Raw genomic sequence first — 12,908 nt, forward strand, 5'->3', positions numbered from 1 at the left:
CGCGATGTTCTACCAGCGGGAATGGACTGGCGGGAAACTCGGCGTGGTGGAATATGAGCAAGGCAAACACAGCTTCACAGTAGAGAACGTACTAGGTGCCATTGGCTTTGCCGACAAGGACGAGCCCGAAGGGATCTACAGTTGGGACATCAGTTTCGGTGTCAGTGCTGAGCAGGCTGACGCGCACCAGCTTGCCCGTGATCGCGTCATGGAGGTCCTTGCCAAATTGCGGGCAGCGGGCTGGAAGCGATATATCGACGTAGAAGACCCACGCCTTACTGGCAAGCAGGCTTGGAATTTCGCCGCTTCGCGCGCAGCAAACTGGGCGTACTCGCTGGATTCTACCTACACGCCAACGCTGGATGAATGGATCGAAGCAAAAGGGAAATTTCCAAAGTGGGTTTTCTATGCGGATGGCGTATATCTTGAGTTTTCGATTTTTGAGAGCAACATGGGAGGCTTCGTCGGTAAGAGTACGTATCTTCTGGGTGTGAACGTAAAGAACGAGTACGCTTTTTATGGTCTTGGCTATTTCCCCGGCGATGCCGAAAAAATTCATAACTGGAAAACCCTCCTTCCCGCCGAACTCGAAAAATACCACGCGATGAGACTCAAGACGGAAGCCGCGCTCAAAGCCCAGGGCTTCACGATCGACACGACATATCAAGACCCGCCGATCAAAGCGCTCCAATCGCTTTCCGGTACGGCGACCCAATAGGCGAGAACCTGCAATGGAACGGGCAAACCTGCAAGGAAAAGCGCAGATTGTCGTAGGCGACACCACCAGTCACGGCGGCAAGGTGATTTCCGGCAGTCCCTCATCGACCTGGAGCGCAGCGGAAATTCCCATTGCCCGGAAGGGCGATCGGGTGACGTGTCCGCTGTGCGCGCCACATCTGTTTGAAATCGCCGAAGGTCTGGACGGCTGCGATGATTTCGGTCAGCCCATGGCGGTAGAAGGTCACAAAACGACCTGCAACGCGATCCTGATTGCGCAACCTACACCGCACGCTGATTGACTTCACGGCAACAAGGAACAAGTAGTGGCAGCCAATCTTCAGGCAAACGGGCAAACGAATCCGCAGCCGGACACGTGCGAGGATGCGCAGTACGACTGCAACATCATCCGGCCGCTCGTTCGACTCGGCCCGCCCCCCATCACGCCGGCAAAGGCACATCCTCAATCAACTCCACCCGCACCGCACGAATCCTGCGGTCGACGAAATACCCACCACCTTCCACATACCGCAAATAAAGTCGCCCGCACAACGAGCATTGCCACACGGCGCAGCGGTTATACGGAAAGTACCGCGGCGCGATAGGCGCATCCGCTGCCCAGTAACTGGTCTTTCCCGGCAGATACTCGCGGAACGTCGGCTCCGGATCGTCCTCCGGCAACAGCGTGCCGATTTCCTCGAACTGCGTTTCATCGAGCGACAAAGGCTGCGATTGCCAGCCGTCCAGTGGCGTCTTCGTGCACGAGCAGGGCGCAGTGGCGCGCGTCTGCGCATCGCGCGCGAGTTCGAGGAGTGTTGCAGCGGTCAGATATCGCGCCATGAAGTCCACTATCAGTTGTTCATCATCCGTTCCCGGTGCGGAACGACCCACGAGCGGTCGAACTTGCCGTCGGCAATCGACTTCAGCGCCGCCGCTTCCTTCGCGTGCTGACGGCGCGCGCCTTCGATCACCGCCTCCACATCGGCGGGGGCGATTGCGAGCAAGCCGTCTTCATCGCCGACAATGATATCCCCTGGATGCACTACCATGCCGCCGACCGTGACCGGCACGTTGATTTCCCCCGGTCCGTTCTTGTACGGCCCGCGATGCGTCACGCCGCGCGCATACACCGGAAACTCCCGCTGACGCAACGCACCGACGTCGCGGATCGCGCCGTCGATCACGAGGCCCTGCACGCCGAGACTTTCCGCGTAGCTCGCCATGATCTCGCCCATTAGCGCCTGCGTGAGATCGCCCGCGCCGTCGATCACCAGCACGTCGCCGGGCCGGCAAAAGTCGAACGCGCGATGAATCGCGAGGTTGTCGCCCGGCCGCGTGTGGACCGTGACGGCGGTGCCGGCCATCGGACGCGGCTGATGATAAGGCCGCAAGCCCACCATGCCGCTCGCGCGCGCCATGTTGTCGCTCAGCAGCGAGACGGCCAGCTCACGGAGTGCTTCGAGTGTGGCCGGGTTGGCCTGCTGTGCGGAGTCGTATTCGCGCCATCCGATTGGATTCATACCGTTGCCCCTTGAGTTCCTTGTGCTGCGAGTTGTCGATCGAGTTGACGCGAGAGCCGCGGATACACGGCGCGCGCGTTGTCTTCGTAAATACGCTGGCGGTCCGCGTCGCTGAGCCATTCGATGGCGTCGATATAACGGCGCGTGTCGTCGTAATAGTGGCCGGTCTCCGGATCGATGCCCTGTACCGCGCCGATCGTTTCCGACGCGAACAGGATGTTGTCAACCGGAATGACCTTGGCGAGCAGTTCGGCGCCGGGCTGGTGATACACACAGGTGTCGAAGAACACGTTCTTCAGCAGGTATTCACTGAGTAGCGGACGCTTCATGTCCTGCGCGAGTCCGCGATAGCGTCCCCAGTGATACGGCACCGCGCCGCCGCCATGAGGGATGATGAAGCGCAGCGTCGGAAAGTCGGCGAACAGATCGCCCTGCAGCAACTGCATGAACGCCGACGTGTCGCCGTTGATGTAATGCGCGCCCGTCGCGTGAAAATTCGGATTGCACGACGACGAGACGTGGATCATCGCCGGCACGTCGAGCTCCACCATCGCTTCATAGAGCGGATACCAGGAGCGGTCCGTGAGCGGCAAGCCGGACCAGTGGCCGCCGGACGGATCCGGATTCAGATTGCAGCCGATAAAGCCAAGCTCTTCGACACAGCGCCGCAATTCCGCGATGCAGTTCGAAGGCGGTACGCCGGGCGCCTGCGGCAACTGACACACACCAACGAAGTTGCGCGGAAACAGTTCGCATACGCGATGCACGAGGTCGTTGCATTCGCTTGACCAGAGCGCGTTGGCTTCGGCGGTGGCGAGGTGGTGGCCCATGCCGGCCGCGCGCGGCGAGAAGATCGTGAGGTCGGTCCCACGTTCGCGCTGAATCCGCAACTGGCCGCCCTCGATGCTCTCGCGGATCTCGTCGTCGGTAATGACAGGGCGCGGTGGCGGCGTGCCGCCGTCCTTCAGCGCGGCAATCTGCTGCGTGCGCCAGGCTTCGTGCTGACGCGGCGAGGTCGTGTAGTGACCGTGGCAATCAATGATCATGGTGTGCAAATCCTGTGAGTTGTCCTTGCGCGCGCACATGGCGCGCGCGCAGATTCAGTCCGCTGTTTTTCCAAACTGTGTGTGCGGCCGCTTCGCTTCTCAGGCGCGCGGGGCGGCGTCGCCGGTGGCGAGCGAATTCGCTTCGTCCTCAGCCGGTGTGACTCGCATGACGAGCGCGATGATCGTCGCGACAATCAGAAAGGCGGCGATCGTCAGCAAAGCCAGCTTGAAGTTGCCGGTGGCGTTGCGCACGAGGCCGATGCTCCACGGACCAACCAGCCCGCCGAACTGCGCGATGGTGTTGATCAGCGCGATCGTCGCGGCGCCCGCCGCGCCGGTTCTGAACGACGACGCGAGGCTCCAGAACAGCGGGTTGCCGGCATAGATGAACAAACCGGTCACGCACAGCAGCGCATAAGCGATCACCGGGTTCGGCGCATACGCGCTGCCGGCAATGGCTAGCGCGCTCATGCCGTACACGAATGCGAGGTGCTTCTTGCGATCGCCGGTGCGGTCGGAACTGCGGCTGATGAGGAAGGTGCCCAATACGCCGAGCAAGGGCGGCGCGGCCGACAGAAAGCCGACTTCGAGATTGCTCAGATGGCCGAGACTCTTGACGATCTGCGGCAGCCAGAGGAAGAGGCCGTAAATACCGACCAGCGCGCAACCGAACAGACACGCCAGGCTCCATACGCGGATGTCGCCCGCCACGCGCAGCAGCGGAAAATGCGTGTTGCCGCCCACGGCCTCGCGCTCGGCGGCGAGCGTCGATTCGAGCCAGCGCTTTTCGTCGTCGGACAGCCAGTCGGCGTCGGCGGGGCGTTCGGTCATGATGCGCAGCGTCAACAGGCCGAGCAGCATGGCCGGCACGCCTTCGAGGATGAACATCCACTGCCAGCCCTGCAAACCGAGAATGCCGTTCGCGTAGGTCATCAACGCGGTCGAGATCGGACCGCCCAGCACCGCCGAAAACGAACCAGCGATGATGTATCCCCCAACCGCGCGCGCACGGTAACGCACCGGAAACCATTTCGTCAGATAGACCGCGACGCCCGGCAGAAAACCCGCTTCCATCACGCCGAGCAGAAAGCGCAGCACGTAGAAGCTCGAATCGTTGAACACGAAGGCCGTCGCCGCGGCGACCGCGCCCCACGTCAGAAGAATGCGCACGATCCAGCGGCGTGCGCCGACACGATGCAGCAACAGGTTGCTCGGCACCTCCAGCACCATGTAGCCGACGAAGAAGATGCTGCCTGCGAAGCCGAACACGGCCGGGCTGAAACCGAGCTGCTTGTTCATGTCCAGCGCGGCGAAACCGATATTGATCCGGTCGAGATAGTTGAAGAACATCATCGCGAAGAGCAGGGGCATGAGGCGCCCGTAAACTTTTCGCATGGTTACGGCTTCGTTGATCGCGGTCATCCTGTCTCCTACCTTGCGGCGACGGCCGTAGCCGTGGCTGCGTTCTAATCATGTGTGAGGTCAATGATACGAACGCGCGGACAGGGAGTCCAAGACCGGTTGCTTATGCTTCTATAATTTTTTTCTTATAGTGTGCGTCGGTGAGCGGGGCGGGAAGGCAAGCCAGAAATGCCCGCAGATGAGGCGAAGCATCGTCGGTGCGAAAGGTGGCCGCGAGCGTGGAGCGGTACGACGAGCCCGGTCCCGTAAGGTGACGGTAAACCACGTCGGTGCGTCCGTGCCGCGCCACCGATTCGCCAATAAACGTCACGCCGAGACCCGCCGCAACCAGGGCAATCGCGGTCTGGATTTCATAAGCCTCATGCGCGACGAGCGGTGTGATTCCCGCATCGCGATAGAGCGACTGCACCGAGCGTTTGAACTGGGCGTTCTGATGCTTTGGATAGAGAATCAGCGGCGTATCGGCGAGATCGGCAATGCTCACCTTCTTGTGCGCAGCAAGCGGATGGCTGGGTTCGAGCGCGGCCACGACGCGCTCGCGCAGCAGCGGATACGACGTACAACCTTCAACCGTCAGCGGCTGCCGGCCGATGCCGATGTGAATGCGCATGTCGCGCAGCGCATCGGTCTGTTCCTCGGTGAGCATCTCGAAGAGTTTGAGTTCGACTTGCGGATACGCCTTGTGAAATGCCTTGAGCGCGGGCGGCAAAACGCTGTACATCGACGAACGGGTGAATCCGACGCTCAGCCAGCCGCGCCGGCCAACGCCGATTTCCTGCGCGACGAGCGTCACCTGTTCCAGAGAGCCGAGTATCTGACGCGCCTCGCTGCACAGATAATGGCCCGCTTCGGTCAGACTCAGCGGACGTCTTGCCCGATCGACCAGTTGCGTGCCGAGCCGTTCTTCGAGTGAACGGATCTGCTGGCTCAGCGCGGGCTGCGCGATATGCAGACGCTCGGCGGCACGGCTGAAATTGAGCTCCTCCGCGAGAATCACGAAGCACTGCAGGGCTCTGATGTTCATATCGGTTTTCCTGGTCTCCTGTTCAGGTGGCGGGGCAATCCTTGCGCCTGAAATAAGCCACTAGCCGCGAATCGGCCTGACGCCCTCACGATTCAGCCGGCGCTCGCGTCTTTGCGCTAATCGACGGTTGATGGAACATGCCGTAAATCTCATCGAGCAGCCAGGCAATGCCCGGATCCGCTGAAAATTGCGAGTGCGAGTGGACCTGAATTTCGATGGGTGGCAGCGCGAACGGCAAGGGCAGGATGCGAAATGCCTTGTTGCGGTTGAAGCGCTGCGCAATACTGCGCGGAAAAATCACGGCAAGGTCGGTATGCTGAACGATCTCCGGCGCCACCACGAAATGAGGCAGGCGCAGCACGATATCCCGGCGCAGATTCAATTCTTCCAGCCACTGTTCCACCATCCGGTGACCGGTCGCGTTGGTGCTGGCATACACATATCGCAAGCTGGCGAGGTCCTCCTTGGTCGGCTTCTGTTTGCGCAGCGGATGACCGGCGCGCACCACGCAAACATGTTCGTCGACAAAGAGCGTCTTGCTCACGCAACCTGGATCGAGACCGGGCACGTAGCCGAGCGCCAGATCGATCTTGCCGCTGCGCATGGCCGAACTCACCGAATCGACGGAAACATTCGCAATCTCCAGGCGAATGCCGCGCGCGCTGCGGTCGAGCATCGAAAGAAGCGGCGGCAGGAAATAGAACTCCGACATATCCGACATGGACACGCGAAACACGCGCTGCGCCGTGGCGGGATCGAACTTGGCGATTTGCTGGACCGCGTCGTTGATGATGCCGAACGCCTGCGTGAGCGGCGCGTGCAAGCGCAGGGCGGCGTCGGTGGGGACCATGCCGGTGGGCGTGCGAACGAACAGCGGATCGTCGAATAAAATGCGCAACCGGCGCAAGGCGTGGCTGACCGCCGGTTGCGTGAGTCCGAGACGCTCGCCCGCGGCGGTCAGGCTGCGCAGATCGGAGATGGCCAGAAATACGCGCAGCAGGTTCAAATCCGTAATGCCGGGGTGCGACTTGGTCATGACGTTCGGATCGCGGCGAGAGAGGGCATTTATTTGGGTTTCAGATTACCGTAAATGCTGCGCATAGGGAAATGCAGCGTCGCGCCGCTGTACGGCGGAAAGCTATTGAAGTCCTGCTTCATGCTGGCGCGAATCGGCGACGCCAGGGCAGCCGCTAGCGACGCGGGGTCGTCGAAGACGACTTTGTTGCGTTGCATGGCCGTGGCGCGTTCGATGCCGAGACCCGAGCGGTAATCGAGCCGCGTGTAGATTTCGAGTTCGCGAATGCCGGGCAATTGCGCCATTAGCGGTGGATGATGCGCGAGGTAATGCGAGAGCCATGCGTTGAAGTCCTGCGCTTCGCCTTCGTAGCTGACGAGGTAGGTGCAGCGGACGGCGCGAGTGCCGAAGTCGCCTGGATCCGGTGTGGTGAATCGCCTGACCGCCATCGCTTGCTGGGTGAAAGTGAGACCCGTGCTCGAAGATTCGTTTACGACGTCGTGTATTGCGCCCTTAGGTTGCAGCGCTTGTTCAAGCAGGTCGAGGTCGTCGAAGTACCCTTGCAGCACGCAACGAGGTCGCGCGGAAGCGTCGGACTTCGACAAAGGATCGCAGTCGTCCGATTCCGCGGGCAGGTGGATCACGAAACTGCGTAGTCCCTCTACGTTTCGCTGTGTAAGTTCGAACCGCGACAGATCGAGAGACCGCGCTTCACGCGCAGGCTTACCGTGGCCAACGAGAAAGAAGCAGACTTCCACATTCACCTCGCGCCTTGCGCGGCAACCGACGGCGAAGCCGCCGCTTGCGGCCGCGTCAACCGATGAAACTGCCTGCCGAAATAGATCAACCCATCGCCATCCGAGCGCAACGCAATGTGGTGGATCTGCGCGAACATGACCGAGTGCGAGCCGACCGTCTTGATGTCGACGATCTCGCCTTCGAGACTGGCGATCGCATCCGCGAGCACCGGCGCCGCCGACGCGCCGCTCGTCCATGCATGGCGCCCGAAGCGCTCGTCCATCGAGCACGTAGTCATGCCGGCGAAATCACGCGCGAGTTCCTGGCACTCGGCGGCAAGCACGTTGATGCACACGCTGCGGTTGCGATGCAGTACGTCGTGCACATAGCTTGCCTGATTGATACAGACGAGCATGGTCGGCGGCGCGTCCGTCACCGAGCACACCGCGCTCGCGGTGATGCCGCAGCGGCCGCCGGGTCCGTCCGTGGTGATGATGTTGACGGCGGCGGGCAGGCACGCCATCGCATCGCGGAAACGCTTTCTGGTGTCTTCGATCGTCACGTTCTTTTCCTGTTGCATGGCTTGAGGCAGGGCGTGCCGAGTCACGGAAAAGGCGTGACGGGCGGCACACCGGCGAACAATGCGCCCGACGCGTCGTACGTGCCTTCGCCCAGAAACGCATGCTGCGTCACCACGATCGAATCCCGCACGAGACGCTGCAACCGGTTCTCGCGATAGATCGCGGCGATGCCGGCCATCTGATAAGCCTGCATCACCACTTCGGCGCCGATCTGCGCGGCGTGCGTCGCGCTGAGGCGCAACAGATTGGCCTGTTCCTGCGAGACGGGATCGCCGTCGATAATCGTCTGCCACGCGGCTTCGGCGGATTCGTAGAAGAAGGCACGGGCACTGCGCCAGTTGGCCTCCGCTTTCGCGAGGCCCGAGCGGTAATAGCCGCGATCGGCGAGGCGCGGCGCGCCGGTGGTGGTTTTGGTCGAGCCGGACAGGCCCGTCAGCAGATCGAGCGCCGCGCGCGCGAGTCCGATGTTGACGGCCGCGTGCACCTGCGCCTGATAGGCGACGGCGGGGTAGCGGTAGAGCGGTTCGTCGATCAGCGCCGCGCCGCCGCGCACGAAGGTCCATTGCGCATCGACGAATTTTTCGCGCAGCCGCAAATCGTGGCTGCCGGTTCCCTGCATGCCGACCACGTTCCAGTTCTCGACGATCTCGACTTCATGCGCGGGGAACACGGCGGTGAACGGTTTGCCCGCGCCCGCATCGCCGGAATTGGCGGGCGTGCCGCCGATGCCGACGCCGATCCAGTCGGCGCCCTTGCAGCCGCTCGCGAAGCGCCACTGCCCGCTGACCACGAAGCCGCCCGACGCTTTGGTGGCGGGTTGCAGCGGATAGAGGCCGCCCGAGAAAACCTGGTCGGGGCCGGTGGCGTAAATCTGCTGCTGCGTCTCGATGGGCAATGCGGCCAGATAGGTATTCGCCGAGCCGAATGCGGCGACCCACGCGGCCGAGCCGTCGGCGATCGCGATGCGTTCGAGCATTCGCAGGAATTGCGCCGGCGGCAGCGCGTCGCCGCCGAAACGTTGCGGCGTGCTCGCGCGAAAGATGCCGGCGCGCTTCATCTTCGCGATCATGTCGCGCGGAACGTGGGAGAGTTGATCGAACTCGTCGCGGCGGCGCTCGATCTCGCCGATCAGCGCGTCGAGTGTGATCGGGCCGGCGTAGTCGGGATACGGATCGGCGTGATCGATTGCGCGAGGTTCGTAGGCGTAGGTCGAAAGACTGCTCATCTGAAGGCTTTGCATGATTCTGGCTTGAGAATGGGAGTGAATGAGTGCGGACGAAGTGGCGTCGATAGAGCGTTAAGCGCTTTCGTGCTCGACGTGCTCTCTGGCTTTCGCCTGAAGCCGCAGCGCCTTTGGAAAGGTCTCCGGTGCGAAGCAGGTGGCGAGGACTGTGATCAAACCGAGCACGACGAGATAAATCGCCACCGGCGCGGCGCTGCGGTAGTGCGCGAGCAGCGCGGTCGCCACCATCGGCGAAAGTCCGCCGCCGAGTACCGATGAAATCTCGCGGCCGATACCGAGCCCCGAGAAGCGCAGATGAACGGGCAGCAACTCGCTGATGAAAGCGGGCTGTGCGCCCTCCAGAATGCCGAGCGTGATGCTGTTGGCGAGTACGAGCGCGGTGATGACTTTCCACAGCACGCCCGAGCCGAGCAACGTGAAATACGGATAGGCGACCAGCACCATCGCCACGGCGCCGGCGAGGTAGACCGGCTTGCGGCCGACACGGTCCGTGAGACGGCCCATGAACAGGGACACGGGAATCATCAGCAGCATCGACACGGTCAGGCCGCCCAACACCCAGCTCGATTTCAGGCCGATGAACTGACCATACGCAATCGAGAACGCGAAGAAGATGTACGACGCCGCGCCTTCACCGAAGCGCAGGCCGAACACCGTCAGTACCTGGCGCGGACATTGGCGCAGCACTTCGACGATCGGCATGCGGGCATCGCGGCGAGTCGCCTTGACCTCGGCAAACTCCGCGCTTTCGTCGACGGAGCGGCGCATCCACAGACCGAGCGCGACCAGCACGGCGCTGCAGAGGAACGGCACGCGCCAGCCCCAACTGTGGAAGTCGGCGGGCGAGAGCGTTTGCACGAGCAGAAACGCGGCGGTGGACAGCACGAAGCCGAATGCAGCGCCGCACGGACTCCAGGCTGCCAGCCCACCGCGCCGGGAGGCGGGCGCGCTTTCGTGAATCAGCAGAATGCTGCCGCTCCATTCGCCGCCGGCGGCGAGACCTTGCAGAATGCGCAGCAGCACCAGCATGACGGGCGCCGCGAGGCCGATCTGCTGATACGTCGGCAGAAGACCCATGCAGACTGTAGCCGTGCCCATGACGAGCAGCGTCAGCATCATGACCGTCTTGCGGCCGTAGCGGTCGCCGATATGGCCGCACAACACGCCGCCGATGGGCCGCGCGATGAAGCCCACCGTAAAGCCGCCAAATGCCGCGATCGTACCCGTCAGCGGATCGCTGCCGACCGGAAAGAACAGCTTGCCGAATACGAGAGCGGCAGCGGTACCGTAGAGAAAAAAGTCATACCATTCGAGAACCTGCCCGAGCACGGCGGTCGTCACTGCGCGACGAACCTTGCTGGTGGGCCGGGTTGAGGTTAAGGATGTCAGAGCGGCTGTCGCGTCAGAATTCATGGCGGGTCATGGCAGGTGGAAGGTCACGATGTGGAGGGTCGCGCGTTCTCGCCATGTTGTTCGGCAGGATTGGCGAGACGAGCCCGGCAGGCATGATCGAACGATAGGACCGGGAAATAACGCGGTCAAATTCGGGCCAAAAATGGCCGTCATGAATCGTGTGCATGACGGTTACGGTATTTCGCGCGAGGCCGTTGCGGCGACGGGCGTGTTGGCGTTCTCTGGATAGGGGAACGGGTTTTGATTCGGGGGGCTGAGATTTGGCGGAGTGCAGAGCGAGCCGCTGAACGGCGGTCTTATCCTGCGAACAACGGAGGGGACCTGCATTGCAGCTGACCGACTTCGATACGCTGAGCTTCGACTACTTGCTTCTTTCACGACCATGAACCGGCGAAAGCGTTTGGGCCGGCGTCGTGCTGGATTTATCGCGGGCAAATGAGAACTGCCGCCTCGGCGCAGCGCCTCTTACGAGTGAGAAGCGATGGCGTTCGGCGGCAGAGCATTCGGGCATCAAGACATCAAAGCACGGGCAACGGGAGGCTCGTCAGTCAAGCCCGCCCTGGCACATGTACTTGATCGACATGTAATCGTCGAGTCCATATTTCGACCCTTCGCGGCCATAGCCCGATTCCTTCACGCCGCCGAACGGCGCCGCTTCGCTCGACACCGCGCCTTCATTGATGCCGATCACGCCCGCTTCGAGCTGCGCGGTCACGCGATTGATGCGCCGCACGTCCTGCGTGTAGAAGTAGGCGGCGAGACCGAACGGCGTGTCGTTGGAGAGGCGGATCGCTTCGGCTTCGTCGTCGAAACGGAATAGCGGCGCGACCGGGCCGAAGGTTTCTTCGCAGCAGACGAGCATGTCGTCGCGCGCGTCCGTCAGCACGGTCGGCGCGTAGTAGTTCGGGCCGAGTTCCGTCAAACGCTTGCCGCCGACCAGGATTTTCGCGCCGTGTTTGACGGCATCCTCCACGTGACGGGCAATCTTGTCGATCGCGCGTTCGTTGATCATCGGGCCGATCTGCGCGTCCGGGTCCGTTGCGGGCGCAACCTTCAAAGCGGCGACGCGTCGCGCGAGCAGTTCGGCGAAGCGCTCATAGACGCCAGCTTGCACATACACGCGGTTCGGACACACGCAGGTCTGACCGCCATTGCGGAACTTCGCCGCCATCAGGCCGACAACGGCCGCGTCGAGATCGGCGTCGTCGAACACGATGAAGGGCGCGTTGCCGCCCAATTCCAGCGAGAGCTTCTTTAGCGTGCCCGCGGATTCTCGCGCGAGATGCTTGCCGACCGGCGTCGAACCGGTGAACGTGATCTTGCGCACGCGCGCGTCGGCGAGCCAATCGGCCACGGCGGCAATGCCCTGTTCACGCGACGCCGACAGCATGTTCAACACGCCGTCCGGCAAACCGGCTTCCTGCGCGAGCGCGGCGAGGGCGAGCGCGGTGAGCGGCGTGTCTTCGGCGGGCTTGGCGACCACGGTGCAACCGGCCGCGAGCGCGGGCGCGATCTTGCGGGCGATCATGGCCAGCGGGAAATTCCACGGCGTGATCGCGGCGACTACGCCCACCGGTTCCTTCACCGCGCTCATGCGCTTGCCGCGCTGCTGCTGCGGAATCAGATCGCCGTAGATGCGGGTCGCTTCGTCGGCGAACCACGCCACATACGACGCGCCGTAAGCGACTTCGCCGCGGCTTTCCGCGAGCGGCTTGCCCTGTTCCATCGACATCAGCTTCGCGAGGTCGTCGGTATTGGCGACGATCAGCGCGTGCCAGCGGCGCAGAATCTCGGCGCGCTCGCGCGGCAGCTTGTCGCGCCATGCAGGGAAGGCGCGGGCGGCGGCGTCGGTGGCGGCGCGCGCGTCCACGGCGCCGCTGTTCGCGACTTCGACGATCGTTTCGCCGGTGGCCGGGTTGGTGACGGCAAAGCGGGCGCCGTCGGCGGCGCCGGTCCATGCTCCGTCGATCAGGTTTAGCGGGCGGATCAGTTCATTGCGTGTCAATGCGAGAGACATTCGGTTGCTCCTTCAGGTTGCCCTTGACGTAGCGAGGCTCGCGGCCGCGTACGCGCGTCGATTGATGGATCGATGCTACGCCTCTGCCTCAATCGATGAAATTGCCAATCGAGGCGCCGGCGGTTTGCACGCCGTTTTTTTTCGGCGATGACAGCATTTTCTGCTGATTACC

The 12,908-nt window shown here is 62.6% G+C and carries 13 protein-coding genes; 2 read left to right on the forward strand and 11 right to left on the reverse strand.

The genetic code is table 11. The annotated features are described in order from the left end of the window. Both ACQKRQ_RS33010 and ACQKRQ_RS33015 read left to right on the forward strand, forming a co-directional pair. The coding region (locus tag ACQKRQ_RS33010) for a hypothetical protein (protein ID WP_427481596.1) at nucleotides 1–718 on the forward strand (718 nt) is incomplete at its 5' end. Nucleotides 719–731: 13 nt separating this feature from the next. Then, the gene (locus ACQKRQ_RS33015) at nucleotides 732–1,019 is read left to right on the forward strand and encodes a PAAR domain-containing protein (RefSeq protein ID WP_427481598.1); all 288 of its coding nucleotides are present in this window, start codon (nucleotides 732–734) and stop codon (nucleotides 1,017–1,019) included. 139 nt (nucleotides 1,020–1,158) lie between these two features. Here ACQKRQ_RS33015 and ACQKRQ_RS33020 read toward each other — a convergent pair whose 3' ends face one another. The 11 genes from ACQKRQ_RS33020 to ACQKRQ_RS33070 all read right to left on the reverse strand — a co-directional run bounded on the left by ACQKRQ_RS33020 (nucleotide 1,159) and on the right by ACQKRQ_RS33070 (nucleotide 12,736). After that, entirely contained in the window at nucleotides 1,159–1,557 is a 399-nt protein-coding gene (locus ACQKRQ_RS33020) for a hypothetical protein (protein WP_427481600.1), read from the reverse strand. A gap of 11 nt (nucleotides 1,558–1,568) precedes the next feature. Further along, entirely contained in the window at nucleotides 1,569–2,237 is a 669-nt protein-coding gene (locus ACQKRQ_RS33025; protein ID WP_132381854.1) for an RraA family protein, read from the reverse strand. After that, nucleotides 2,234–3,283: an amidohydrolase family protein gene (locus ACQKRQ_RS33030; protein WP_427481602.1), complete on the reverse strand. Its 1,050-nt coding sequence runs from the start codon at nucleotides 3,281–3,283 to the stop codon at nucleotides 2,234–2,236. The genes ACQKRQ_RS33025 and ACQKRQ_RS33030 overlap by 4 nt, the downstream gene beginning before the upstream one ends. Before the next feature lie 99 nt (nucleotides 3,284–3,382). Further along, nucleotides 3,383–4,705 (reverse strand): MFS transporter, encoded by a 1,323-nt coding sequence (locus tag ACQKRQ_RS33035; protein ID WP_427481603.1) that lies wholly within the window; start codon nucleotides 4,703–4,705, stop codon nucleotides 3,383–3,385. A 103-nt stretch (nucleotides 4,706–4,808) separates the two neighbouring features. Next, complete coding sequence (locus tag ACQKRQ_RS33040; protein WP_132381860.1) at nucleotides 4,809–5,729, reverse strand: LysR family transcriptional regulator; 921 nt, start codon at nucleotides 5,727–5,729, stop codon at nucleotides 4,809–4,811. Nucleotides 5,730–5,814: 85 nt separating this feature from the next. After that, nucleotides 5,815–6,765, reverse strand: a complete 951-nt coding sequence (locus ACQKRQ_RS33045) for a LysR family transcriptional regulator (RefSeq protein WP_427481604.1) — start codon at nucleotides 6,763–6,765, stop codon at nucleotides 5,815–5,817. A 29-nt stretch (nucleotides 6,766–6,794) separates the two neighbouring features. After that, a complete protein-coding gene (locus tag ACQKRQ_RS33050) occupies nucleotides 6,795–7,502 on the reverse strand; it encodes an EthD family reductase (RefSeq protein ID WP_427481606.1) in 708 nt (235 codons plus the stop codon). Between the two features lie 2 nt (nucleotides 7,503–7,504). Continuing rightward, nucleotides 7,505–8,062, reverse strand: a complete 558-nt coding sequence (hpaC, locus tag ACQKRQ_RS33055) for a 4-hydroxyphenylacetate 3-monooxygenase, reductase component (protein WP_427481607.1) — start codon at nucleotides 8,060–8,062, stop codon at nucleotides 7,505–7,507. A 23-nt stretch (nucleotides 8,063–8,085) separates the two neighbouring features. Beyond that, complete coding sequence (locus ACQKRQ_RS33060) at nucleotides 8,086–9,303, reverse strand: acyl-CoA dehydrogenase family protein (protein ID WP_427481609.1); 1,218 nt, start codon at nucleotides 9,301–9,303, stop codon at nucleotides 8,086–8,088. A 57-nt stretch (nucleotides 9,304–9,360) separates the two neighbouring features. Then, nucleotides 9,361–10,719, reverse strand: a complete 1,359-nt coding sequence (locus tag ACQKRQ_RS33065; RefSeq protein WP_427481611.1) for an MFS transporter — start codon at nucleotides 10,717–10,719, stop codon at nucleotides 9,361–9,363. A gap of 544 nt (nucleotides 10,720–11,263) precedes the next feature. Then, a complete protein-coding gene (locus ACQKRQ_RS33070) occupies nucleotides 11,264–12,736 on the reverse strand; it encodes an NAD-dependent succinate-semialdehyde dehydrogenase (protein ID WP_427481612.1) in 1,473 nt (490 codons plus the stop codon). Nucleotides 12,737–12,908: the final 172 nt, after the last annotated feature.

Source organism: Paraburkholderia sp. NPDC080076, from assembly GCF_050281145.1.
Lineage (GTDB): Bacteria > Pseudomonadota > Gammaproteobacteria > Burkholderiales > Burkholderiaceae > Paraburkholderia.